Raw genomic sequence first — 22594 nt, forward strand, 5'->3', positions numbered from 1 at the left:
GCATCCGTCATGAGCGATTTGCAGATCCGCAATTTGCGCCCCGAGGAGATCTCGATCGCGATCGACTGGGCCGCGGCCGAGGGCTGGAATCCGGGCCTGTCGGACGCCGCCTGCTTCGCGATCCCCGACGCGCAAGGTTTCTTCGTCGGCGAGATCGATGGCGAGCCGGTCGCGACGGTCTCCTGCGTCAACTACGATGACCGTTTTGCCTTCCTCGGCTTCTACATCGTGCGCGAAGGTTTTCGCGGCGCAGGCCACGGCCTGCGGATCTGGAACGCGGCGATCGCGCATGCAGGTTCGCGTGTGATCGGGCTCGACGGTGTCGTCGCGCAGCAGGACAATTACAGGAAATCCGGCTTCCAGCTGGCCCACGCCAATATCCGCTATGGCGGCACCATCGCCGCGCCGCCGGCGCCCGCCGATGTCATCGCGCTCGACCGAGTCCCGTTCGCGCTCGTTGAAGCCGACGACGCCACCGTCTTCCCCGCGCCGCGCAGCGCCTTCCTGCGCGCCTGGATCAAGACACCAGGCCATATCGGTCGTGCTCTCTTGCGCGACGGCAAGCTCGCCGCATGGGGCGTGATCCGGCCGTGCCGGAACGGCACCAAGATCGGCCCGCTCGTCGCCGACGATCGCGCTGCGGCGGAGAGGGTCGTGCAGGCCTTGCTGGCAAGCGCGGGTGGCGGCGAAGTCTTCCTCGACGTCCCCGCGATCAATCGCGAGGCCATCGCGCTCGCGGAAGCGCTCGGGCTCAAGCCGGTGTTCGAGACGGCGCGGATGTACACGGGGCCGCTCCCGCCGCTACGGATCGACCGCGTCTTCGGCGTGACCAGTTTTGAGCTGGGCTAGGGTGTGTACTCATGCAGGCAACGTCGGCTGCTGACGGCCAAGCGGAAAGCATCCGCTCGGGTTGAGCTTTACTGGTTTTGACCCATAGCCCACCGAAACCTTCATTTTGAGCCGGCATGGTCAGTGGCGGTTAGTCATTGTCTGATAACAATTGAAAAGCCGCTTATTGCTTGATCAAAAATCCGATGAAATCCGAGACTGCCAGGCTCCCCACGAGACAAGGCTATCCGCTTCGTCCATCGACGCTGGAGGATGCGCTTAAGCGCGCCGGTGTTTCAATTGACGTCCATCTTATTCGACAGCCGGGTGCGCTATTTGAAGCTCATTTTTGGCCGCCCAACCGCAATGTGCCCCATGAACGCCTCTACATTCGAGTCGGTCCGGTACCGGTAGAACAAGTGGGCGCTGTACGTCGCGAGATTGAGGCGAACACACTTCCTGTGCTGGTGAAATGGATTGCAAGCATTCTGGCGCAGGATCCAAAATCACCTATTCGGCGTGAACAGCAGATGCTCAACCTCGGTGCGCGTTAGTCCAATGCCCGCAATTGGCCCATCGCTACAGTTTCCGGGGCGCGAGGGAAGTCGATAGCTGGGAGGCAATCTGCTCTTCGATGTTTCCATGACCCGCGAGCTCCCCGGTGCAGCGCTAATCACTCGCGGTCTTAGCATTCGCGAGCCGCGTTGACGATCGCTTCTCGCCGTATGAGAGCCGCCGTGGATATCCGCCCTTGGCCCGTACCCGAACTACGCTGCCGCTGTTGTGATGTCGGCTATTGTCGGCAGAGCGGACGCGGGCAGCGACTGCCGCTTGTGGACCCTTAGCGGACATAATTTGGCCAGCGTTTCTTCGCTTGTTCCCCGTTTCAAAAGAGCGGGAGGTTGAATTGCCCAAGGCATTTTGGCGCTTGGTTGTCGTGCTTCTTTGCTCGGCTTCTCCCGCCGACGCCGCCGGCATCCAGCTTTTCAACCAAGGTCCGAACTTGTCGGGCGCGATCTGGTATCCATGCGACGGCAAACCGAAAGACGTTGATCTCGGCGACCTAGGGTTGGGCGTCGACTATGGACTCAAGGGCGTGAAGGATTGCCCCGTCACCGGGGCCAAGCTGCCGCTAGTCGTCGTCACCCATGGTTATGTCGGATGGTTCGGCGGGCATCATGACACAGCAGTTGCGCTAGCCGATGCCGGATTCGTCGTCGCGGCAATCAATCATCCAGGCGACAGCGCGAAGGATTATTCAAAAAAAGACGATCTGTCGTCTTTCTTGTCGCGTCCGGCAGACATGGTCCATCTGCTCGATTTCATGCTGCATGACTGGAAAGATAGGGCCGTCATCGATCCGGCAAGGATCGGACTGTTCGGATTTTCTAAGGGTGGCTACACTGGTCTGGCACTGATCGGGGCCGCACCGGACTTTGGCCGCTATGCGCGAGGTTGCACGGATGGGTCTAGAATCTGCGAGCAACTTCGCAGCGACGACATTCCGGCCGTAGCGCAGGATTCGCGCATTCGTGCCGCTGTGATCGCCGATCCGATACCTGCCTTCTTCACGCAACCCAATCTGGCCGCGATCAGGATTCCGGTACAATTTTGGCGAGCGGAGGTGGGAATCGGGATTATCGACCCCGAAGGCACTGCGCGGGTCGCCCGTGCGCTGCCGGGAAAGCCGGAAATTCACAACGTGCCTGCCAGCCACTTTGCGTTCCTAGCGCCATGCTCGCCGCAACTCGCGGCCGCGCTGCCTCGCCCCTGCACCGACAAGCCCGCTGGTTTTGATAGGTTGGTGTTCCATCGCGATTTTAACGAGAGCGTCGCCCGATTTTTCCATGAGCAACTGGCTGAGGGCAACTGACGGCTACCGCCAAGGCTTTTGGCGGATAAGCCGGCTTCTGGCCCCTAGCCGCGATTGAGAGATGTCCGCCATTCAGCCGCTGTCGGAGGTGGAGCAGACATCGACTCGCTGATCTTCGCCATGCGTCTATGAGCACACGCCCTCGCTGAACCGACTACGACGTTCAGTAGCAGCGCATGATGTTGACGGTATGCTCGCCGCCGCTGCGGCCCGGCACCGTCACCTGCTCCGTCGGGCAGCTCGGCACATAGGGCCGGTCGGACGGCACCACGTTCGGCGGGAAGCGATGCGTCCAGTCCCAGGGAACGTCGTAGGTGTAGGTGTAACGCACGTCGTTGGTCACAGGCTGCCCGGCATCGACGAAGGGCTGGTTGTAGCCTGCGTTGTCATAGAAGAAACCGCCGCCACCAGGCCAATAGACCCAAGGCGTATTGCGGCCGCGGAACCTGGCTCCCGGCGCGATCGGCGGACGAGCCACCGGGCCGGAAGGCGCGGCAGCTAGCCCATGCGCGGCAGCGCCGCCGGGCCGTGCAAAACTGTCGCTGGGGGCAAGGAGCAGCGCGGCTGCGCTGAGCGAGGCGAAGAGCGCCCCATATGATCTGGACATCATCATGATACGCACCAACTCGTTTGGCTTCGGCGGCTCCCCACCGCACGCTAGGCCGGGCCCTCACCCACCCGCAAACGTATAATTAATTGTTGGTTAAGGCACGGGATTAACAGGGAACAGGGTGCGGCAGAACGCCCGGGATTCCCGTCTGATTTCAGGGACTTCACTCCGGGGACGCGCCGCCAACGCCCCTCCTCCGTCATTGTGAGCGCGGCGAAGCAATCCAGCGTCTTTCCGCGGAGGGATTCTGGATTCGCCGCGCCCCCTCCGGGCTACGAGGGCTTGCGTTGCCCGACGGGCAAAACACCCAACATGCCGGTCAATGCGCCGCGCTGAAAATATTCGCCTTTACAGAAATTCGGAATAGACGGATATTGCACGCAACCCGGCCCAAGGAAGAGGGGCGTATCGCGATCGTCACGAACGCGGGCCGGGCGGCGGTGGACGTGGGTCACATCGGCGCGAAGCCTTTCGCAGGGCGGGCAACCGTGAGCGATGCGCGTCGCGCGCACGACCGGTGTGATCGGCGTACGGCAAAATCGTGTGGTCCTGGCGCCCGGGGTCTGTGCGCCAAGTCTTGCGGTGATGTGGCGGCCCAACCGGGCCCGCGCGTCATCCAGCCGCGAGGCGACGGGGGCAATAGTGCATCGCTCCCCGGGGAGAGCGCGACATAAGCCGTAAAACCACTGCGCAGGGAAGGCCGGATGTTTGGCTTCACCTGTATGCCGCTGTGCAGATATTGTTGCCACCTTTCGCACAGTGGACCGTGGGTGCCCGGCCGGCACCCGGCCTTCCCTGCGCCCTCTTTCATGTGAGGGTGAAGCGACCAAGCAAAGCTCGGGCGAAACAAGCCGCGAGAATGATCAGCCATGTCAATTGTTCAACAACCGTCTCGTGCCCCGGACAATGACGAGTACGTGACCGTAGTGCCCCCTCCCCAACCGTCTTGCATCGGCGCCATGTCTGTAACAAAACTGTCATGCAGCAAAACTAAACGGAGGCGGGGGCCGCGGACGCGGCCATTGCCGCCTCACCGCAGGAGAGAGACTTGATGCGCCGTTCACTGGTGTTGCTGTCAGCCGGACTGACAGTGCTGTCCACCGGACTTGCTTCCGCAGAGAATAACACGCCCCGTAACCTGATCCTGTTCATTCCGGATGGCCTGCGCGCGCTGAAGGTGACGCCGGAGACGGCTCCCGCGATGGCCGAGGTTCGCGACAAGGGCGTCAATTTCAAGAACTCGCACTCCCTCTTCCCGACCTTCACCATGGCCAACGGCTCGGCGATGTCGACCGGCCATTATCTCGGCGACACCGGCGTGTTCTCCAACACGATCTGGACCAACTACACGTCGGTCCCCGCCGGCGACACCGTGGTCCCCTTCATCGAGAACGACGCCGTGCTCGGCGACATCGACGAGCATTTCAAGGGCGACTATCTCAACGAAGAGACCGTTTTGAAGATGGCCCGCGACAAGGGGCTGAGCACCGCGGCGATCGGCAAGGTCGGCCCGACCTATCAGTTCGACCATACCGACAAGCCCGAGAAACCCGGTCTGCATTCGGTCGTGTTCGACGACTCCACCGGCGGCAAGAACGGCGTAGCCCTGTCGGACGAGGTGAAGGCCGCGCTGACCAAGGCCGGCCTGCCCCTCGCCACGCCGCCGCGCGGCGACAACTCCAAGGCGGGTGATGCCAAGACGCCCGGCACCATTGTCGCCAACGTCGTACAGCAGGCCTATTTCGCCGACGTCGCCGCCAAGGTCGTGTTGCCGATGTTCAAGGCGCGCAACAAGCCGTTCGTGCTGGTGTTCTGGTCGCGCGACCCTGATGGCACCCAGCATAACCAGGGCGACAGCCTCAACCAGATCAAGCCGGGCATCAACGGCCCGAGCACGATGGCGAGCATCAAGAACGTCGACAACAACCTCGCCCAGCTCCGCAAGGCGCTGGACGAGCTTGGGCTTTCCGCCAACACCAACATCATGGTCCAGGCCGACCACGGCTTCTCGACCATCTCCAAGGAGAGCAAGACCAGCCCCTCGGCGAAGGTCAGCTATGACGACACGCCGGCGGACTTCCTGCCGATGGGCTTTTTGGCAATCGACCTCGCCAAGGCGCTCGATCTTCCGCTGTTCGATCCCAACGACAAGAACGCGAAGGTCGAAGGCAACAAGCACCCCAAGGCCGGCAACGGCGTGCTCGGCAAGGATCCGGAAAAGCCCGACCTCGTCGTCGCCACCAATGGCGGCTCGGACCTGATCTACCTGCCCAACAAGGACAAGAAGCTGGCGGCCAAGACCGTCAAGGCGCTGCTCGAGCAGGATTACGTGTCCGGCCTGTTCGTCGACGACTCGCTCGGCCGCTTCCCCGGCACGCTGCCGCTGTCGAGCATCAACCTGCGCGGCAAGGCGGCGACGCCGACGCCGGCGATCGTCGTCAACTTCCGCTCCTATGCCAGCGATTGCGGTGAGGCACCGACCAACTGCTCGGTGCAGGTCGCCGACACCGTACTGCGGCAGGGCCAGGGCATGCATGGCAGCTTCAGCCGCGGCGACACCATGAACTTCATGGCCGCCATCGGTCCGGACTTCAAAGCCGGCTATGTCAGCGAGATCCCGGTCAGCAATGCCGACGTCGGCATGACCGCCGCCCAGCTGCTCGGCCTGCGCGGTTCGCAGAACGGCGGCCTCGTCGGCCGTGTGATGTCGGAGGCGCTGCCCAACGGCATCGTGCCGAAGGCGTTCAAGACCGTGGAGCGGTCGAAGAAGAAGTCCGAGAATGGTCTCGAGACCGTGCTCAACGTGCAGCGCGTCGGCAGCCAGCGCTATTTCGACGCCGCCGGCTTCCCGGGCCGCACGCTCGGCCTCGAGCCCGACGGCGACAAACAAAAAACGGCGGGGAAATAACCCCGCCGCTTCGGCTCGCGCCCCGCAAGGGGCGCGAGAATATCTCGGACATCACATGCCCAGATCTTTTACATTCCAATGTCGAACACGTTCGGCAATTGGCCCGCCAGAGGCAGCGCGGTGGCGCCCAGGAAGGTCGCCACCATCGCCATCAGGCGACGGTTGTTCTGGCGCTTGCCGCGCATCTGGCCGGCGATCCACTCCAGCATCTCGCTGTTGACCTTCGAAGCATAGGACGGCGCCCAGCTCTCGATGTCGGCCTCGGCCGACAGCGCGACGCTGCGCGGCGGCACCTTCAGGCCCGAAGCGCTCGCGGCATAGTGTGCCACGGCCTTGGCCATCAAATCGTCGAACCGGCCACCATCGGTGCGCTCGGTCGCGGCTTCGTTGATCTCGAACAGGGCTTCCGCTTCCGCGCGGCTGACCGGCTGGTCGTTGACGGCGGTGGCGGTGAGGATGCGCGTGCACCAGGCGGTGTCATCGGCATCGAGGGAGCGGGAAAAGTGCACCCGGCCCTTGGTGGTCGGGCCTTCGCCCGTGATCACACCGTCGCGCACGATGGTCAGTGCATGGGCCGAGGTATCGCGGCAGGACGGTTCAAGGGACGGCGAATCAACAGACTTATGCGCAGCGGCAGACATAGTTCACTTCCAGATTTCTTCTGATCGACCAGCATTTCCATGCGGGCGTAAAGGGGTGGTTAACGATTCGATACGGGGATCGCGACTTTTCTAGATGGTTGCCAATTGGTCGCTATCAGGACCGTTTTGGTTCTAGAAGCGCCGGGCGAGCGTGATGCGGGTCATAAACGGCTTTATCGGGGCAATCGAGACCGTGCGGCCCCGGTGGAGCTGTTTCGCCGCAGGCGCCGCTATAACAAAAAAGTGCTAGGAGATCGGCCCTTCAGAGAAGGAATTCACATTTTACTTTAAGCGGTTCAGTCAGCGTTCACTTGGGGTCGCAAAGACCGTATACTGGCCCCGACGGACAGAGACTATTTCTCAAGTAAATTCAATGAGATGAGGTAGAACCATGACACTTCCGATCGGCGCCACTGCCCCCGACTTCGAAGCCGAGACCACCGAAGGGAAGATCAAGTTCCACGACTGGATCGGCAACAGCTGGGCGCTGTTGTTCTCGCATCCGAAAGACTTCACGCCGGTTTGTACGACCGAGCTCGGCGCTCTCGCCAAGTTGAAGCCGGAGTTCGACAAGCGCGGTGTCAAGCTGATGGGCCTCTCGGTCGATCCGGTCGACCGCCATTCGAAATGGTCGGAGGACATCAAGGAGACGCAAGGCACAGCGCCGAACTTCCCGATGATTGCCGATACCGACTACAACGTCTCCAAGCTCTACGGCATGCTGCCGGCTGCCATCTCAGGCGATCCTCTCGTCCGCACCGCCGCCGACAACCAGACCGTCCGCAACGTCTTCGTCATCGGGCCGGACAAGAAGATCAAGCTGGTGCTGGTCTATCCGATGACCACGGGCCGGAACTTCCAGGAGATTTTGCGCGTCATCGACTCGCTCCAGCTCACCGCCAAGCATCGCGTCGCAACCCCGGCCGATTGGTCGCAGGGTGACGACGTCATCATCGCGGGCTCGGTCTCCAACGACGAGGCCAAGACGATCTATCCGCAGGGCTGGAAGGAACCGAAGCCCTACATCCGGATCGTGCCGCAGCCGAAATAAGCGCGGACGGCGGCAGAGCGAGGACGCCATGTATGATCCCGGGGAGCTTATTCCCCGGGATAACCGGCCTGACGGTGAAACTCCGCCCCTGTGTCCCGTATCTCGAGAACCCCTCAACGAGACACACGAGAATGCAAGCTGCACCGCCCATCATCGTCTGGTTCCGCGATGACCTCCGCCTGTCCGATCACTCCGCCCTTCATGCCGCCGCGAAATCAGGCGCGCCGGTGGTCTGCCTTTACGTGCTGGATGACGCAGTCGGGCGTGCGCCGGGCGGCGCGTCGCGCTGGTGGCTGGCACAGTCGCTGCGGGCGCTCGGCGCCGAGATCGCCACGCGCGGCGGATCGCTGATCCAGCGCAAGGGACCGGCGGCCACGGTGATCCCCGAAGTGGTACGCCAAAGCGGCGCCGGCGCCGTCTACTGGAACACGATCGCTCAGGCCCCGCATCAGGCCGTGGAGAGAAAGCTCGAAGCATCGCTGGCAAAGCTCGGCGTGGACTCGCAAAGTTTCCCCGGCGACCTGCTGGTCCCGCCTTCGGCGATCCGCAACAAGGAAGGCCGGGGCCTCCGCGTGTTCACGCCGTTCTGGCGCCGCGTGCTGGCGCTCGGCGATCCACCCAAGCCGCTGCCTGCGCCGAAGCAGCTGCATCCGGGTCCGAAGCTCGCCAGCGACACGCTGGAGAGCTGGGCGCTCGAGCCGACCAAGCCCGATTGGGCCGGCGGCCTGCGCGAGACCTGGACGCCGGGCGAAGCCTCGGCTCGCGCCCGCCTGCGCGACTTCCTCAAGCACATCGCACACGGATATGTCGGCGATCGCGACCGTCCGGACCGCGAAGGCACCTCAGGCCTGTCGCCGCATTTGCGGTTTGGCGAGCTTAGCCCGCGCCAAGTCTGGCACGCCGCGCGCTTCGCCGCGGCCGAGAATCCCGCGCTCGGCCCCGGCATCGAGAAGTTCCTGAGCGAGCTCGGCTGGCGCGAGTTCTGCCGCCATTTGCTCCACGATCACCCCGACCTTGCCACCGAAAACCTGCAACCCAATTTCGATGGCTTCCCCTGGAAGCCCGACAAGACGGCGCTCGCCGCCTGGCAGAGCGGGGCTACCGGCTACCCCATCGTCGATGCCGGTCTGCGTGAGCTCTGGCACACCGGCGTGATGCACAACCGGGTCCGGATGGTGGTGGCGTCCTTCCTGGTCAAGCACCTCCTGATCGATTGGCGCTGTGGCGAGAGCTGGTTCTGGGACACGCTGGTCGATGCGGATGCCGGCAGCAATCCCGCCAACTGGCAGTGGGTCGCCGGCTGCGGCGCCGACGCAGCCCCCTACTTCCGCGTGTTCAACCCGACGCTCCAGGGCGAGAAGTTCGACCCTGACGGGACCTACGTTCGGCGCTGGGTACCGGAGCTGAAAGACGTGCCGGCCAAGCTGATCCACCAGCCCTGGCAGGCAACCCCGATCGAGCTTGCGAGCACCGGCGTCACGCTCGGCAAAACCTACCCGCAGCCGATCATCGATCACGCCAAGGGACGCGAGCGCGCGCTCGCCGCCTACGCAAAGGTCCGTAAAGGTTGAGCGCTGCTTTGACACAATTATGAAACCCGCTATCGTCATCGCTCCATACAAACCGTGGGGGACGATATGGACGACGAGAAGCCGATCACCGAGCAGGTGATGGAGACGATGACCACCGCCGTGGAAGCGACCAAGGACGCAGCCGTCACCGCCGTCAAGAAGGTGAAGAAGGCCGCCAAGAAAGTTGCCAAGAAGGTCGCGAAGAAAGTAGCGCCGAAGAAGGCGAAGAAAGCTTCCAAGAAGAAAGCCAAGAAGACTGCAAAGAAGGCTGCAAAGAAGTCGTCGAAGAAAGCAGCCAAGAAGACCGCGAAGAAGGCGGTGAAGACATCCACTAAGAAGGCCGCCAAGAAGAAAAAGAAGGCCAAGAAGTCCAAGCGCTGATCGCAGCGCTTGAAGCAGGTCTCCGGGTGCGCCCGGAGACCTCGCCCGCGATCCCCCTCACCCTCACTTCCTGGCTGCGCGCCGGCCTGGGTGATGCTTGCCTTGCGGATCGCGAAACTCGCTGCGATGGCCGCGCCGGTCTTCGGCATTGAAGCGCCGCCGCTTCGCCGGCGAGCCGAACGCCTTGATCACCTTCCGACCATTGACCTTCTTGATGACGTAGCCGCCCTCGGTCATCGAGAACGGCTCCTTCAGCGTTCCTTTGTGGTCGAATTTGGTGCCGCGGGGATGCTTGAACGGCTCGAACCAGGACGGATAGACGAAGTTCGACATCTCGAATCCGCTGACGCGGAAGGAGTCCTCCTCCACGGCGTCGCAGACCTCATAGGCATATTGGGTGTTCGGGTTCTTGTCGGCCCAGAGGTTGGCCATCGGGTCGAGCACCATCTCGAACAGCTCGTGCGAGGCCGCAACGCTGACGGGCTCATCGCCCAGCGCCTTGACGAAGATTTTTGAGATCGGCTGGCCCTGATGCGTCAGCTCGTGGCGCCCGAGCATGTTCTTGTGCGAGACGTCGTCGAAATAGACCAGCTGCCAATCCGTGGGCTTCGGCTTCTTCGTGACATAGAGGTCAACCGGATAGCCCCACACCGGCATGAAATGCCGGTCGTAACACGTCTGGAGCGCCGCGGTGAGCTTGCGCATCGTGCCGCCGCTGATCGTCTCCTCCGCGTAGTTGATGCAGGCAATCCGGACCGGCTTTAAGGACCTGCCGAGCAGCGCACGTCTCGCCTTCTTCATGGAAATCACCGTTGCGAATGGGAAACTGAAATACGCCCAGCCTAGCACGGCGCGCCGCGCACGTCAGGGATGTATTCCGACGCACCACCGTGCCCGCCTAGAAGCGCCGGTTGACCACGAACACCGCGGCCGCGCACATCGCCATGCCGGCAATCGCCAGCGCATCGAGCGTCTCGCCGAACAGCAGATAGGCCATCAGCGCCGTGACGGCGGGTACGAGGTAGAACAGGCTCGCCACCGACGTCGCCGCGGCGTGGCGGATCAGCCAGTAGAGCAGCCCAATCGATCCGATCGAGAGCGCCACCGCGAGCCAGGCCAGCGCAAACACGAATTCCCGCGTCCAGTGCACCACGCGGTCCTCGAACAGGAAGGCGCCGATTGCAAAGAAGATGGTGACGGACACGTACTGCACGAGATTGCCGGCGCGCCAGTCGATGTGATTGCAGTAGCGGCGCTGGTAGAGCGTGCCGAGCGTGATGGAGATCAGCGCGACCACCGAGGCGAGCCAGCCGAGCCCGGCTTCGCCGGTCATGGGACGGCCGTGCAGAATCAGCATTACGCCGCCGAGGCCGAGCACGAGGCCCGCCCACTGCACCGGCGTCACCTTCTCACCGAGCCAGCGGTTGGCGATGGTCGAGGTCAGGATCGGCTGAAGGCCCGGAATCAGCGCGGAAAGCCCGGCCGGAATCGAATGCGCGATCGCGATCGCGGTGCCGCCGAGATAGAAGCCGTGGACGAGGATGCCTGCGACCGCGCTATGCGCGATGCCGATACGGTCCGGCCATTTCGGCCGCGTGACGCCAGCGATGATCGCCATCAGGCCGACCACGATCGCCATGCGGATGGCGAGATAGGTCAAGGGATCGGCGTTGTGGATGACGTATTTGGTGCCGATGAACCCGGTGCTCCACAGCAGCACGAACAGGATCGGCGCAGCGCGGGCGGTCAGGGCTTCTTGATTATGATTCATTGCCGCCCTCATTGCCCGACAGGGGCCAATGCGGCAATGCGAATTTCGGCGACTTTCGTCCTGGCGATGCTGCGCTGCGACGGACGCGGCTCAGCTCAGCCGCTCACCATTCTTCGGGACAGGGGTCGATGATCTTCCAGAGATCGACGCCGTTCTTGATCTTCTTCATGTCGGTCGTGAGCCCACCATTGCGGCGGATCCAGTCCTTCACCGTATCAGGATAGTAGGACATCAGGTCCGACGTCCCCTCCGAGCTCGTGACCTTGATGCCGAAGGTGAAGGCCTTGTCGTAATAGGCCTGGTGGAAGCCGAGGCTGGCGCGCGGCGTCACGCAGATCTTGTTCATCGGCACGATGCCGAGCACGAGCGTGCAGGCCGAGTTGCAGATGCCGTCGATGATGACCCGCTCGCCCTTCTCGCGGACGCGCTTGTACTTGGTCTTGTATTCCTCGACATAGCCGCCGTGGTCGCGGGTGATGTGCAGCTCGGCGCGCGCCGGCGTGGCGGCGGCGAGGCAGAGCAACAACAGGCTCAAAAGCGTGATGCGCATGGCGAGGTGACGGTGAAAACCTTCAGGGATGGACCGGCCCAAGGACCCCCAAAGGGCCGGCAACAGGATTCTTAACCGAACTCTCTTTGGTCATACTTGTGTGGGGAATTCCTTAAGCATCCCGAAAAGGCCAAAAATGGGCAGACTTGGCTGGCCCTTCGGGCAATTCTGTCACACCCACCCGGGAATCTGCGGGACTGGCCCGGTTTTCCGTGCGCCGGACGGGTGCCCCGGAGGCCCGAAATGGCTATAGATGGCTGACCTATTCGCGCGGGTTCCGGAGAATCGAGATGAGCACGTTGAAGCTTGTAGCCGCGGTTGCTGCCCTGTCGGCCGCAATCCTTGCCCCCAACCTTGCAGAAGCGCGGGGACATCACCGGTACCACCGCTACACCACGAACCCGCTGCCCTACCCGATCAGCTACGTCCACAATTACGGCCCCGGCATCGCCCCCGGTACCTTCGCTTTTTACGACGGCCCGTCGACCAACCATTGCTACCAGAGCGCGGCCGCCTATGTCGGCCAGGATCGCCGCCGGCATCCCTGCTACTGAGGGGCGCCGGCGCGTCTGCCAAGGGGCGCCCCTATTTCGCGGCGCCCGACAGCAGCAATTGCTTCTCGATCTCGTAGACCGGCAGCTTGACGAGGTCCTTGCCGACCTCGCCCTGAAGCGCCTTGCGCACTCCGTCCGAATAATCGGCGCGGATCATGCCGAGCGCCCGCGGCGAAGCCACCATGATCAGGGCCGAGGTCTCCCCCGCGCTGACGGCGGCATCGAGCCGGCCGGCCAGGCTCCGCAGGAAGGCGCGCTCGGCCTCATCATGCCAGTCGGTTTGTTCGACCGAGCTGCGCGCGCCGCCGACGGCGGCATGCAATCGGCCCGGCGCATCGGTCCCTTGCGCGCTGGTCGCGGGATTGGGCTGCTCGTGCACCTCCCTGGTGTGAAGGTTCGGAAACATCTCGTCGCCGAGGTTTTCCAGAATGAGCGCCTTGCGCCCGTCGCACACGACCAGCCAGTCACCCTTGTCCAGTCTCATCTTGTCCATTGTACAGCTCCAGGCATCTTGTGAGCTCGCCCTTCGAATTTCTCGAAAGGCGGGCCACGGCGACAAGACTAGGGACGAAGACGCGCCCGCGAATTGCGCGGGATCAAGGATCGCGGTGATCTCTTGCGGGCGGCAGCAGCGCGAGCGCAGCATTGGTCACGCGCGCGAACCTGGGATAGTCTGGGGGAGTGAGAGGTCAGGGCTGCGGCGGCTGCGAGCTGAAGATTTGTTCATCAGCATTACATTTCGGTTCCGCCACAATTTGATCAGAACAACTTCGATATCCTGTATTGCGTAAGCGGAGGAAGACATCATGAAGCTTAAGATTGGCCTCGTCGCAGCATCCCTGTTCGGTGCCATCATGGCATCGCCGGCGGCGTCCGCCATGCCCATCGCGCCTGCCCCTGCGGCACCGCAGGTCTCGGACGTCGAGCAGGTCCGCATGGTCTGCAATCAATGGGGGCGCTGCTGGTGGCAGCCGAACTACGGCTACGGCTACGGCGCCGGATACTATGGACCGCCGCGCTATTACGCCCCGAGATATTATGGCCCCCGCTATTACGGGCCACGCTATCGCCGCTGGTGATTTCTGAAGGGGCCTTTCGGGCCCCTTCGCTTTTGCGAGATGCGGGCGGCGATGCGCTGTTGCGATCTGGAGCGGCTCCAAAACTGATCTAGATCAAGGACGACGAGCTCCATCCCGTCATGCTGCGCTGATGGCGGATCTTATTGTTTTCCGATGCCCCCAGACGGGCATGAATGTGCAGACGCATCTAGAGAAGCAGCAGAGACCCGAAGGGCGCAGCTTCGAGTCCTTCGCCTGTCCTGCCTGCACACGCCTGCATTTCATCGACCTCGCCTCCGGCCAGCCAATGAGCCGAGACCGTTGAGGGTGACATCGATCTGCCGCGCAGCGTGGCATGATGTCCGCAATACTACTGCCCGGAATCCGGTTTACTGAATCGCCAAGTTTCGCCATTGATTGCGTGTACGGACATTCATTTCATTGTCACATTTCAGCATCTGGCCAGACGCATGTTCTTCGACGCTCTCGCCCCCTCTTCCGCACTTCAGTTGGTCCAGTTCGCCGATGTCGACGCGTTTCGGCCGGCCGAGCAGCTGGAGGATGCCCGGAGCATTCCCCTCGACGTCGCGAATTTCGCGGCGGCCCGCGCGGTCGTGAACCTGCCGGGGTGCCGGATCATCGTCGCACGGTCGTTTGCGCGCATCCTGGAGACCACCTATCGCGCGCCGGGTGGCATGGTGATCCTGCCGATGACCGACGATCTGCGGGCCTCCTCGAGCGGGATAGATCTCGACTCGCGCATCTTCATCGCCTTGCGCGGCAACCATCATTGCCATTTCGTCGAGCATCAGACCAATTACCACGCGCTGATCATGTTCTCACCCGCGCTGCGGGATCGCGGCTGGTTCGATCGCGCCGATGCATTGTGGGTTCGCATCGCGGACCCGGCTGCGCATCTTCATGCCCGACAGCTCGTGCTCGATATCCTGAGGACCGCGTCCGTCAATCCGCACATGTTCGAAACCAGAGAGGTCGCCGCACATCTCCAGGAAGGCCTGCTGCTCGCCTTCGACGACCTGTTTCAAATTGATCCGATGTCGGCACGCAGCGCCCCAAGTGCAAGCGCGCGATCCGCCAGGCTCGTGCAGCAGATCGACGACTACGTCTCGGCCTATCCGACCTCACCGATCTATACCGCCAATCTCGCCGACGAATTCGGCGTCTCGGTCCGGACTCTCAGTGGAGCGGTGGCCAAGGTGCGCGGCATGAGCCTGCATCAATACATCCGCCTGAAGCGGCTGTGGGCGACCCGCACCCAGCTCCTCAGGACCAGTGGCGCATCGGTTGCGACCTGCGCGCGCGCCCAGGGTTTTCATCACCTGGGCGAGTTCGCCTCAGCCTACCGCGCGACCTTCCACGAGGCGCCCTCGGACACGCTGGCACGGGGCCGGCAGACCGGTCTTCCCGCAAGCTGACATCCTAAGCCGTGCCTCGAATGCCACCGATCGCGTGGTAGGCCGCCGTGGAACCTGTGCTTTCGGACGGCGTTACCAAGCCAGTGTGTCGCCAAGTCTAGCCGCCACACAAAGCACCCCGCGCATCCAAGGCGTGGGGTTTTTCTCGCCTTCGTTATCGATCCAGGGGAAAGCATGTCCATCAGCCGCAATGTACTGTTCTTGATTATTGGCGCTTTGATCGTCACCGCAGGCGTGCTGGGCTACAATCTTTACCAGGCGAGAAAGCAACCCGACGGCGTGCAGATCAACGTCGGACCGAATGGACTGAAGATCCAGGGCAAGTAGGCGGGCTTTGCGGATTGCGTCGGCCCGGCTCGAAGCTCCGGCCTGGCAAATGGCGCGCTCGGAAGGATTCGAACCTCCGACCCTCGGAATCGAAATCCGATGCTCTATCCAGCTGAGCTACGAGCGCCCTGGCCCGGCAGACGGGCCGTCGCCGAACGCCACCTGACGGTGCTGGACAACCATCACCGGGCGGCGTTCGGACGCGTTCGAATTAGCAGAGAGGCTGGCCAATAAAAAGCCCTATCCGCGTCCATCGAGGCGGGCCAAGGGCGGGCCTCACCAGGTCGTATTGAACAGGCCAAAATGCGGCTGCTGCGCCACCAGCATCATCGGCTGACCGCGCTGCGGTGCCGGATGCGCCCTCGCGACCTTGCGCTTGGGCTGAGCCTGGGCCGGAGCAGCCTGAGGGATCTGCGCTTGAGCCTGCTCCTGCGGCTTCGCCTCGGCCTTCCTGGCTGAGGCGGTGTCGACCTTCAAATTGGGCGTGAACTGGGCGAACGTCTCGCGCACCCGCGCCTTGGCCGACATCTCGGCAAGGGCCGGCGATGCAGCATCATGCACCGGAGTCTGAGGCGCAGCGACGGCTGCGGTCTTCACCACGGGCGCGGCGATCGTGGGCTGGCTGGTGTCGAGCACGACCCGCTCGGGCAGATGGCGATCGGACCGGATCCGAATTAGCGGCTGATCGTAGCTTGCGGTCGCGACCGCTTGCGCGACAGGCGAGGCCGGCACAACGTAGTTCACCGCGAACAGCAGTGTGAGCAGGGCTCCACCGACAAAAACGAAATACCGAAAGATGGGCATTGGCCGCGCTCCGCCCCCCGCATCCCCGCGTGGGCTCTTCGCCTTAACAGGCGATACTCTAATTGGTTCCTGCACCCAGCCTGAGGTTCAAATGGCAACGCCAGGAATTTGACCAAGGGGCAATGACGGTAACTTTTCCGCTACCCGAAGCGGCCTTTACGCGCGTCGTGCGGCAACCAGCGAACACTTCGCCTGATCGGCATTCACGTTGATGAAGCCGACAGGAACGCGCGCAAAGGTCTTGCGGCTCTTCATGGTTACCGTCTCGGCCAGCACGCGGCTGCGGTCGGTGAGATGACTGCCATCGCGTCGTGCGAATGCGCAAACGATCTCGACGTCTTTTACGGCATAGTCATTGTCGTTTCGCAGCGTGAACGTCACCAGCGCCTTCGAGCCGAGGCCACCGCGGCGCCAGGTCTGCGATGAGATCTTGAGACGATCGAGCTCGGCGGAAGCCTGAGCCTGGGCAATCGGCGAGGCCGCGGCTGCGGCATCGCCGGAGGCCGCCGGTTCGACGGCTGCCACGTCCGGCTTCACCGGCTCAGTGCCGTTGCCTTTGGAAAGGGGCAGCAGCATCCAGACGCCGCATCCGACGATGATGGCCGCCAGCAGCCACAACAGGCTTCTGCCAAACGAGACACTCGCGACCGTCACGGCACGCGCCACGCGCTCACCGATCCCGGCGAAGCGTCCCACCCCTGTCAGGTCAAGCCTGGCGTTCATGGCGATATCACCGATGGTGGCCAAACAGGTTCGACGACGGACTGGGCCACCGCTTACTTTAATCCGGCAGTCGAACTAAGGTTCCCGCGCTTCATGCGAGTCGGCAAGGACGGTGGCGATCACCGCCTAAGGCCGCTAACATGCGCCGCAACATCAAAGACCCCGTTGGGAGAATATGAAATGCCAGTCGCCGTCACTTGGGATCACGTCCATCTGCGCAGCCCCGATCCGGAGGCCACGGCGGCCTGGCTGCAGGACATCCTCGGTGGCGAGGTCGTGCGTGCGCCGGGACGGATCGACGTGAATCTCGGCGGCGCAAAAATCTTCATCGCGCCGCTCGAAGGCGACAACGCCGTCAACCCGCCGCCGCCGCACCCGCATCAAGGCCTCGACCATTTCGGACTGACGGTGAAGGACATCGACGCCGTCGCGGCCGAGATCAAGGCCAAGGGCGTCACCTTCACGCGCGAGCCGACCACACTCCGGCCGGGCGTGCGCATCTGCTTCATCCGCGGCCCCGAAGGCATCTCCATCGAGCTGCTTGAGCGCGACAAGAAATACACCTGACGCGGTACGAGCCCACATCAGACAACAGCGAGGCCAGACGGCATGCCGTCTGGCGCGCTTAAGTCATGCTACCGGGCATAAAGCAGCGGATGGTCACGCCCATGTAGCCGTAGATCGGCCAGACCATGGTGCGCCCGACCCGATTGGGCTCCGAGATTACCGCCTCCTCCGGTACCTCGACCCAGACCAGTTCCTGCTGCTGACCATCGAGCACGTAACCGAGGCGCGGGACGCGGACACGATAGTGTCCGTCCTTGCTGTCCCAGTCGGAGTCCGAGAGCGCCGATCCGTCGGCATCCGAGCAGCATGGCCCCTTGCCGCTTCGCAGGCCGTCGAACCAGGCCTTCAATTCGGCACTGGTGTTGACGAACTGGCCGCGGTCGCGCGCGTACCCCAAAGGAGCTGCGAGCGCGATAAGAGCTATAGCGCAAGCAAGCCTCGTCACGCTTCGCCAGCGTGTCGCGCTGCCTGTCCTCCATTTTTCGCTTTTGCATTTCGTGGAACGCGCACTGTACAGACGCGGCTCTTCGCCGCCGGATTCGATCCAGTTGCTCACGTTTTTCTTGCTCCAGCACCCCGCGGCTAGTGCAACAATGGTTATGCATGTTGCGGGCCAACTCTGATTCGCAACTGTCAGCCTCGCCCCATGATGAGACGGTCATAAGTGCGCCACAGACAAGCCGGGACAATTACGGTTCGAAGACTTGCCAACCGCAAACTGTCACGTTGCGCCAGGGGATGCGCTTTGGCATAAAAGCGCTACCGGTTGCGCCATTGGGCGATGGCGGCCGGCCTCGGGACGTTATGAAGAACGGCCTCTATTCGATTCACGTCAACCTGCTCGATGGTCGGGTCGGCAAGGGCAGCGGCGTGATTCTTTTCCGCGACGGCAAGATCCTCGGCGGCGATGCCTACCTCTATTACACCGGCAGCTACGTGGTGAAGGACGACCACACCTTCAAAGGCGAGGTGCTGGTGCAGCGGCACACTTCGCCGCGGGGCGACGACAATCCGCTGTTCGGCGGTCCGGCTCCGGTCGGCATCGGCGTCAGCGGGACCTACACGGATACGCGCGCGGAGATGACGGGCACCGCCCTCGTCGGCAAGGCCAGCCTGATATTCAACGCCAGCCTGCACAAGCTCGCCGAAGCTGATTAGCGACTATTCCGCAGCCTGCTCGAGCGGTGCGGTGCGCGGCAGGATGATCTGGATGCGCGTCCCCTCGCCTTGCTCTGAATCGAGATCGAGTCGTCCGCCGAGCCGGTTGGTGACGATGCTGTAGACGATGTGCAGGCCGAGGCCCGTGCCGCCCTGATCGCGTCTTGTGGTGAAGAACGGATCAAATGCGCGGCGGCGGACGTCGAGGCTCATGCCGCAACCATTGTCAGCGAAGATGATCTCGACATTGTCCTTGCCGGACTCGCGCACCTGGATGTCGATGGTTCCCGGCCGGCCTTCCGGGAAGGCGTGCGCCACCGCATTGAGAAACAGATTGGTCAGCACCTGGCCATACGGACCGGGATAGCTGTTCATGGTCAGCTCCGGCTGGCACTCGACATTGAGCGTCAGATTGTGTTTGCGCAGGCCCGGCCGCAGGCTCATCACCACCTGCTCGGTGAGGTCGCCGAGATCGAATGAGCGCTGGTCCGAATAGTTGCGGTCGGCGGCGACCTGCTTGAACGACTGGATCAGCTCGGCGGCGCGGTTGAGATTGGAGACCAGCTGCGAGGACGCATCGCGGCTGGTGTTGAGAAAGTCGTTCAGCGTGGAGCGGCGCAGTTCGCCGCGCTCGACCTCGGACGTGAACATCGCCGTCTTGCGCTCCAGTGCGGAGGCGACCGTGAGACTGATGCCGACGGGATTATTGACCTCGTGCGCGACGCCGGCGACGAGACGCCCAAGCGCGGCGAGCTTCTCCGCCTCGATCAGCGAGGCCTGGGTCTCGCGCAGATTGCGCAGCGCGGTCTCGGCGGATTCCTTGGCCTTGCGCATCTCCTGCTCGCCGCGCTTGCGCTCGCCGATGTCGAGCGCCACGGTCACGATCCGCTCGATCTCGCCCTCGGGATCCAGCAGCGGCAGCTTGTTGACCAGCCATTGCCGCATGTTACCGGAGGAATCCTTGTACTCTTCCTCGTAGAATCCGAGCCCCTTGCGGAGGTTGAGCACGCGCTTGTCGTTCTCGTCGGTCTTGGCTGCGCCGTAGCGCGACATCAGATCCGCGGTGGTGCGGCCGAGCGCATCGCCGGGCTCGATGCCGAAGATGCCGGCCATGTAACGGTTCATCAAGACATAGCGCAGATCGCGGTCCTTGACGTTGATGACCGCGGGCACGGTGTCGATGACCTGCTGGAGCAGGCGCCTTCCTTCGGCGACGGCGTCTTCCGCCCGCTTCTGGTCGGTGATGTCGCGCAGCGTGCCCTCGTAGCGGACGATATTCCCGGCCTCGTCCAGCACGCCGGTAGCACTGTCGGAGAGCCACAGGATGTTGCCGCTGCGCTGGCGCACTTGGTACTCGAACTCGCGCACGATGCCGTCGCGCGTCATCAGCCGCTGGTATTCGGCACGCGCCTCGGGCTGGACGTAGATGGTGTGGGCGATGTCGTTGATGCTCTCGATCAGCTGCTTCGGGCTGTCATAGCCCATCATCCGCGCCAGCGCCGGATTGGCGTTGAGGAGGTCGCCTGCGGGCGTCGTGACATAGATGCCGTCGACCGAGCCCTCGAACAGTTTTCGATAGCTCTCTTCGGCCAACCGCTGCTCGGTCAACGCGCGCACCGCTGCCTCACGCGCGGTGTCGGCCTCCTCCAGCGCGCGGCGGAACACTTCGGCTGCGCGTGCGATGTCGCCGATCTCGTTGTCGAGATCGGCAGACGGGATCGAGGTGTCTTTCTCGCCGGCGGCGAGCGCGCGAATCGACCTTGCGATCTTTGCCAGCGGCCGAACCGTCCGTCGCACCACGAAGGCGGCCGCGACCATGCCGATCAGCACGCCGATGGTCCCGAACACGATGCTCTGCCATCGCGCCTCGGTCAGCGTGCGGGCGAAATCGCGCGACAGCACGTGACCGCGCCTGGCAGAGACCTCGCGCAGCAATTCGGTGACGCGGCCGATTAGCCGGCCCTCGGTGCCCAGCACCTCGCGGTCGATATCGGCGATCTGCCGCTCCCGGACCGCCACCGCGATGATGGCGTCGGCGTAGTCGTTCACGGCCGACTTCAGCCCGGCGTCTGCAATATTCATCGTCCGCATGTTCTGCGCAGCCTGTTCGGCCGCGGACGGATTGCGCGCGAGCAGCCCGAGCGCGATCCGGCTCTGCGCCTCCGACAGGCGGGAGGCGAGCTCGCGGTCCGCGGTGGCTCCGACGGCCGCATCGAACCGGTCGCGCAGGGGCGGCAGGCCGGCGAGCAATTGGGCGCGGCGGTCGATCAGGGTCGATATCCGCTCGAGGCCGTTGCGATAGGTCGCAAGCCGCTCGGTGACGCCGTCGATCATATCCTGCTGCTCGGGCGCGAGCTCGATGCGGGTCTTCTTCAGGATGTCGCTCAGCGTCGAAGCCGCCTCGCCCACCTGCTTGAACTGGATGCCGGCACCGGGATCGGTCACGAAGTCGCGCGCGGCGAGCCGCAGCTCGTTCATACGGCGGTCGATGTCCTCGGCGAGGTCGCCGACGCTCTGGAGCCGCTGCAACTCGGCGAAGGTCGTGTCGATGTGCCGGATCGCGATCACGCTCGCGGTCGAGGTGACGATGATCACCGCCAGCACCAGAAGGAAGCTGCCGAAGGTAAGCTGGCCGATGGAGAGCGAGAATGTTCGCTTTTTCTCAGGGGTCGGCATCAATTCGGCGGACATTGGGGCTTTTGAGGAACCGGGCTACTGGAGTCCCAATATACGACGTATTGCACCCCCGGGGGAACATGCCTGGGGCCGCCGAATATCCTTAATATTGTCGGCCCGCCGTCCCTCCTCCCCTCCCGATTATGACGGTTTGACGCTGGCCGGCCGCATGGCCGGGATCGTCATGGCGGCGACGCCGAGAACGACGCAGGCAAGCCCGATCCAGGCGGTCCGGCTCAGGCTTTCCCCGAGGAAGGCGACGCTCATGGCGACCCCGATGGGCACGCGCAGATAGGCCTGCGCGGTGGTCCCGACCGAGCCCAGGGTCTGGATCAGGCGGAAGTAGATCGCGAAGGCCGCAGCGGTCGAGAACGTCGCAAGTGCCAGCAGCGCCAGCACGGAAGCGAGCGACGGCGATAGCGTCCAGGGCTGCTCGACGACCAGCGCGGCCGGGATCAGCACGGCCGCGCCGGCAAGCAGCGAGCCGGCCGCGGGGGCCATGGGATCGAGGCCTTTAAAACTGCGGCCGAAGATCGCGGCGCAGGCGTAGCAGACGGTGGCGGCCACAATCGCCGCCTCCGCGACGAGGCCACTACCGATGTCATGGAAGGCGTCGACGCCGACGATCAGCAGGATGCCGGCCATGCCCGCTACGACCCCGAACAGCTTTCGCGGGCTCGTCGCCTCATGGCGTGTGACGACCGCCGTCAGCAGGAAGGTGAAGATCGGCCCGGCCGAGTTGAGGATGGTGGCGAGCGACGCATCGACGTGGCGCTCGCCCCAGGCGATCAGCGTCCAGGGGATGACGCTGTTGAGCACGGCCTGGAACGCGAAGCGCTGCCAGGTCGCGGCGTCCGTCGGCATCCTGACGCCGCGCGCCCACATGACGACGAGCAACAGCACGCCCGCAATCGTGGTGCGCGCCGCGATCAGCGTGATCGGCGGGATGGTGGCGACGCCGAGCTTGATGAAGGTGTAGGAGCCGCCCCAGAGCGTTGCGAGCGCGACCAGCAGCGCCAGCTCGACGGCGATGTTGGTGTCCTGCCGGTTGTCCATCTGATGCGTCCCGTCCATTCCGCGATGGACGGAACCTAGCGCGTCCGCGCT

24 protein-coding genes and 1 tRNA gene are annotated in these 22594 nt (G+C 63.5%); 13 read left to right on the top strand and 12 right to left on the bottom strand.

Annotated features, from left to right (window positions below; translation table 11 throughout):
• Positions 1-9: 9 nt before the first annotated feature.
• From BMW89_RS26505 to BMW89_RS26515, 3 genes are all read left to right on the top strand, one after another.
• A complete protein-coding gene (locus tag BMW89_RS26505) occupies positions 10-849 on the top strand; it encodes a GNAT family N-acetyltransferase (RefSeq protein WP_092030401.1) in 840 nt (279 codons plus the stop codon).
• Positions 850-1034: 185 nt separating this feature from the next.
• The gene (locus BMW89_RS26510) at positions 1035-1382 is read left to right on the top strand and encodes a hypothetical protein (RefSeq protein ID WP_092030404.1); all 348 of its coding nucleotides are present in this window, start codon (positions 1035-1037) and stop codon (positions 1380-1382) included.
• Between the two features lie 353 nt (positions 1383-1735).
• Positions 1736-2701 (top strand): alpha/beta hydrolase family protein, encoded by a 966-nt coding sequence (locus BMW89_RS26515; RefSeq protein WP_092030523.1) that lies wholly within the window; start codon positions 1736-1738, stop codon positions 2699-2701.
• 163 nt (positions 2702-2864) lie between these two features.
• Here the strand turns inward: BMW89_RS26515 and BMW89_RS26520 are convergent, their stop codons facing one another.
• Positions 2865-3311, bottom strand: a complete 447-nt coding sequence (locus BMW89_RS26520) for a hypothetical protein (RefSeq protein ID WP_177196331.1) — start codon at positions 3309-3311, stop codon at positions 2865-2867.
• Between the two features lie 1051 nt (positions 3312-4362).
• On the opposite strand from BMW89_RS26520, the gene BMW89_RS26530 reads away from it, so the two are divergent.
• A complete protein-coding gene (locus BMW89_RS26530; protein WP_092030409.1) occupies positions 4363-6219 on the top strand; it encodes an alkaline phosphatase family protein in 1857 nt (618 codons plus the stop codon).
• Between the two features lie 68 nt (positions 6220-6287).
• Here the strand turns inward: BMW89_RS26530 and BMW89_RS26535 are convergent, their stop codons facing one another.
• The gene (locus tag BMW89_RS26535; protein ID WP_092030411.1) at positions 6288-6860 is read right to left on the bottom strand and encodes a hypothetical protein; all 573 of its coding nucleotides are present in this window, start codon (positions 6858-6860) and stop codon (positions 6288-6290) included.
• Positions 6861-7251: 391 nt separating this feature from the next.
• On the opposite strand from BMW89_RS26535, the gene BMW89_RS26540 reads away from it, so the two are divergent.
• The 3 genes from BMW89_RS26540 to BMW89_RS26550 all read left to right on the top strand — a co-directional run bounded on the left by BMW89_RS26540 (position 7252) and on the right by BMW89_RS26550 (position 9863).
• On the top strand, positions 7252-7911 hold the full coding sequence (locus BMW89_RS26540) for a peroxiredoxin (protein WP_092030414.1): 660 nt from the start codon (positions 7252-7254) through the stop codon (positions 7909-7911).
• Positions 7912-8042: 131 nt separating this feature from the next.
• Positions 8043-9482 (top strand): cryptochrome/photolyase family protein, encoded by a 1440-nt coding sequence (locus BMW89_RS26545; RefSeq protein ID WP_092030416.1) that lies wholly within the window; start codon positions 8043-8045, stop codon positions 9480-9482.
• A 66-nt stretch (positions 9483-9548) separates the two neighbouring features.
• On the top strand, positions 9549-9863 hold the full coding sequence (locus tag BMW89_RS26550) for a hypothetical protein (RefSeq protein ID WP_244547692.1): 315 nt from the start codon (positions 9549-9551) through the stop codon (positions 9861-9863).
• Positions 9864-9926: 63 nt separating this feature from the next.
• Here the strand turns inward: BMW89_RS26550 and BMW89_RS26555 are convergent, their stop codons facing one another.
• The 3 genes from BMW89_RS26555 to BMW89_RS26565 all read right to left on the bottom strand — a co-directional run bounded on the left by BMW89_RS26555 (position 9927) and on the right by BMW89_RS26565 (position 12184).
• Positions 9927-10664, bottom strand: a complete 738-nt coding sequence (locus tag BMW89_RS26555) for a hypothetical protein (RefSeq protein WP_177196324.1) — start codon at positions 10662-10664, stop codon at positions 9927-9929.
• Between the two features lie 97 nt (positions 10665-10761).
• The gene (locus BMW89_RS26560; protein ID WP_092030422.1) at positions 10762-11634 is read right to left on the bottom strand and encodes a DMT family transporter; all 873 of its coding nucleotides are present in this window, start codon (positions 11632-11634) and stop codon (positions 10762-10764) included.
• Between the two features lie 103 nt (positions 11635-11737).
• Complete coding sequence (locus tag BMW89_RS26565) at positions 11738-12184, bottom strand: hypothetical protein (protein WP_092030424.1); 447 nt, start codon at positions 12182-12184, stop codon at positions 11738-11740.
• A 290-nt stretch (positions 12185-12474) separates the two neighbouring features.
• On the opposite strand from BMW89_RS26565, the gene BMW89_RS26570 reads away from it, so the two are divergent.
• A complete protein-coding gene (locus BMW89_RS26570) occupies positions 12475-12738 on the top strand; it encodes a hypothetical protein (protein WP_092030427.1) in 264 nt (87 codons plus the stop codon).
• A 31-nt stretch (positions 12739-12769) separates the two neighbouring features.
• Here BMW89_RS26570 and BMW89_RS26575 read toward each other — a convergent pair whose 3' ends face one another.
• Positions 12770-13231 (bottom strand): host attachment protein, encoded by a 462-nt coding sequence (locus BMW89_RS26575; RefSeq protein ID WP_092030428.1) that lies wholly within the window; start codon positions 13229-13231, stop codon positions 12770-12772.
• 313 nt (positions 13232-13544) lie between these two features.
• On the opposite strand from BMW89_RS26575, the gene BMW89_RS26580 reads away from it, so the two are divergent.
• The 3 genes from BMW89_RS26580 (at position 13545) to BMW89_RS38065 (ending at position 15559) form a co-directional block, all read left to right on the top strand.
• Positions 13545-13817, top strand: coding sequence for a hypothetical protein (locus tag BMW89_RS26580; protein ID WP_092030430.1), 273 nt, complete (start codon positions 13545-13547; stop codon positions 13815-13817).
• Positions 13818-14266: 449 nt separating this feature from the next.
• The gene (locus BMW89_RS26590; RefSeq protein WP_092030434.1) at positions 14267-15232 is read left to right on the top strand and encodes an AraC family transcriptional regulator; all 966 of its coding nucleotides are present in this window, start codon (positions 14267-14269) and stop codon (positions 15230-15232) included.
• A gap of 174 nt (positions 15233-15406) precedes the next feature.
• Complete coding sequence (locus tag BMW89_RS38065; RefSeq protein WP_177196325.1) at positions 15407-15559, top strand: hypothetical protein; 153 nt, start codon at positions 15407-15409, stop codon at positions 15557-15559.
• A gap of 50 nt (positions 15560-15609) precedes the next feature.
• On the opposite strand, the gene BMW89_RS26595 is transcribed toward BMW89_RS38065, so the two are convergent.
• The 3 genes from BMW89_RS26595 to BMW89_RS26605 all read right to left on the bottom strand — a co-directional run bounded on the left by BMW89_RS26595 (position 15610) and on the right by BMW89_RS26605 (position 17086).
• Positions 15610-15686, bottom strand: a tRNA-Arg gene (locus BMW89_RS26595).
• A gap of 149 nt (positions 15687-15835) precedes the next feature.
• Entirely contained in the window at positions 15836-16363 is a 528-nt protein-coding gene (locus BMW89_RS26600) for a hypothetical protein (RefSeq protein ID WP_092030436.1), read from the bottom strand.
• A gap of 156 nt (positions 16364-16519) precedes the next feature.
• A complete protein-coding gene (locus tag BMW89_RS26605; RefSeq protein WP_092030438.1) occupies positions 16520-17086 on the bottom strand; it encodes a hypothetical protein in 567 nt (188 codons plus the stop codon).
• A 180-nt stretch (positions 17087-17266) separates the two neighbouring features.
• Here BMW89_RS26605 and BMW89_RS26610 point away from each other — a divergent pair, with 180 nt between their 5' ends.
• The gene (locus BMW89_RS26610) at positions 17267-17653 is read left to right on the top strand and encodes a VOC family protein (protein WP_092030441.1); all 387 of its coding nucleotides are present in this window, start codon (positions 17267-17269) and stop codon (positions 17651-17653) included.
• Between the two features lie 58 nt (positions 17654-17711).
• Here the strand turns inward: BMW89_RS26610 and BMW89_RS26615 are convergent, their stop codons facing one another.
• Positions 17712-18209: a hypothetical protein gene (locus tag BMW89_RS26615; protein ID WP_092030443.1), complete on the bottom strand. Its 498-nt coding sequence runs from the start codon at positions 18207-18209 to the stop codon at positions 17712-17714.
• 248 nt (positions 18210-18457) lie between these two features.
• On the opposite strand from BMW89_RS26615, the gene BMW89_RS26620 reads away from it, so the two are divergent.
• Entirely contained in the window at positions 18458-18811 is a 354-nt protein-coding gene (locus BMW89_RS26620; RefSeq protein WP_092030445.1) for a GrlR family regulatory protein, read from the top strand.
• 3 nt (positions 18812-18814) lie between these two features.
• On the opposite strand, the gene BMW89_RS26625 is transcribed toward BMW89_RS26620, so the two are convergent.
• Both BMW89_RS26625 and BMW89_RS26630 read right to left on the bottom strand, forming a co-directional pair.
• Positions 18815-21502, bottom strand: a complete 2688-nt coding sequence (locus BMW89_RS26625) for a PAS domain S-box protein (protein ID WP_092030447.1) — start codon at positions 21500-21502, stop codon at positions 18815-18817.
• A 126-nt stretch (positions 21503-21628) separates the two neighbouring features.
• Positions 21629-22543, bottom strand: coding sequence for a DMT family transporter (locus BMW89_RS26630; protein WP_092030525.1), 915 nt, complete (start codon positions 22541-22543; stop codon positions 21629-21631).
• Positions 22544-22594 lie beyond the last annotated feature (51 nt).

It is taken from the genome of Bradyrhizobium sp. OK095, assembly GCF_900109945.1.
Classification (GTDB): domain Bacteria; phylum Pseudomonadota; class Alphaproteobacteria; order Rhizobiales; family Xanthobacteraceae; genus Bradyrhizobium.

Excerpts from the sequence above, each read along its gene's own strand:
- BMW89_RS26505 (WP_092030401.1), top strand. The coding sequence starts at position 10 with ATGAGCGATTTGCAGATCCGCAATTTGCGCCCCGAGGAGATCTCGATC.
- BMW89_RS26510 (WP_092030404.1), top strand. The coding sequence starts at position 1,035 with ATGAAATCCGAGACTGCCAGGCTCCCCACGAGACAAGGCTATCCGCTT.
- BMW89_RS26520 (WP_177196331.1), bottom strand. The coding sequence starts at position 3,311 with ATGATGTCCAGATCATATGGGGCGCTCTTCGCCTCGCTCAGCGCAGCC.
- BMW89_RS26530 (WP_092030409.1), top strand. The coding sequence starts at position 4,363 with ATGCGCCGTTCACTGGTGTTGCTGTCAGCCGGACTGACAGTGCTGTCC.
- BMW89_RS26535 (WP_092030411.1), bottom strand. The coding sequence starts at position 6,860 with ATGTCTGCCGCTGCGCATAAGTCTGTTGATTCGCCGTCCCTTGAACCG.
- BMW89_RS26540 (WP_092030414.1), top strand. The coding sequence starts at position 7,252 with ATGACACTTCCGATCGGCGCCACTGCCCCCGACTTCGAAGCCGAGACC.
- BMW89_RS26545 (WP_092030416.1), top strand. The coding sequence starts at position 8,043 with ATGCAAGCTGCACCGCCCATCATCGTCTGGTTCCGCGATGACCTCCGC.
- BMW89_RS26550 (WP_244547692.1), top strand. The coding sequence starts at position 9,549 with ATGGACGACGAGAAGCCGATCACCGAGCAGGTGATGGAGACGATGACC.
- BMW89_RS26555 (WP_177196324.1), bottom strand. The coding sequence starts at position 10,664 with ATGAAGAAGGCGAGACGTGCGCTGCTCGGCAGGTCCTTAAAGCCGGTC.
- BMW89_RS26560 (WP_092030422.1), bottom strand. The coding sequence starts at position 11,634 with ATGAATCATAATCAAGAAGCCCTGACCGCCCGCGCTGCGCCGATCCTG.
- BMW89_RS26565 (WP_092030424.1), bottom strand. The coding sequence starts at position 12,184 with ATGCGCATCACGCTTTTGAGCCTGTTGTTGCTCTGCCTCGCCGCCGCC.
- BMW89_RS26570 (WP_092030427.1), top strand. The coding sequence starts at position 12,475 with ATGAGCACGTTGAAGCTTGTAGCCGCGGTTGCTGCCCTGTCGGCCGCA.
- BMW89_RS26575 (WP_092030428.1), bottom strand. The coding sequence starts at position 13,231 with ATGGACAAGATGAGACTGGACAAGGGTGACTGGCTGGTCGTGTGCGAC.
- BMW89_RS26580 (WP_092030430.1), top strand. The coding sequence starts at position 13,545 with ATGAAGCTTAAGATTGGCCTCGTCGCAGCATCCCTGTTCGGTGCCATC.
- BMW89_RS26590 (WP_092030434.1), top strand. The coding sequence starts at position 14,267 with ATGTTCTTCGACGCTCTCGCCCCCTCTTCCGCACTTCAGTTGGTCCAG.
- BMW89_RS38065 (WP_177196325.1), top strand. The coding sequence starts at position 15,407 with ATGTCCATCAGCCGCAATGTACTGTTCTTGATTATTGGCGCTTTGATC.
- BMW89_RS26600 (WP_092030436.1), bottom strand. The coding sequence starts at position 16,363 with ATGCCCATCTTTCGGTATTTCGTTTTTGTCGGTGGAGCCCTGCTCACA.
- BMW89_RS26605 (WP_092030438.1), bottom strand. The coding sequence starts at position 17,086 with ATGAACGCCAGGCTTGACCTGACAGGGGTGGGACGCTTCGCCGGGATC.
- BMW89_RS26610 (WP_092030441.1), top strand. The coding sequence starts at position 17,267 with ATGCCAGTCGCCGTCACTTGGGATCACGTCCATCTGCGCAGCCCCGAT.
- BMW89_RS26620 (WP_092030445.1), top strand. The coding sequence starts at position 18,458 with ATGAAGAACGGCCTCTATTCGATTCACGTCAACCTGCTCGATGGTCGG.
- BMW89_RS26625 (WP_092030447.1), bottom strand. The coding sequence starts at position 21,502 with ATGTCCGCCGAATTGATGCCGACCCCTGAGAAAAAGCGAACATTCTCG.
- BMW89_RS26630 (WP_092030525.1), bottom strand. The coding sequence starts at position 22,543 with ATGGACAACCGGCAGGACACCAACATCGCCGTCGAGCTGGCGCTGCTG.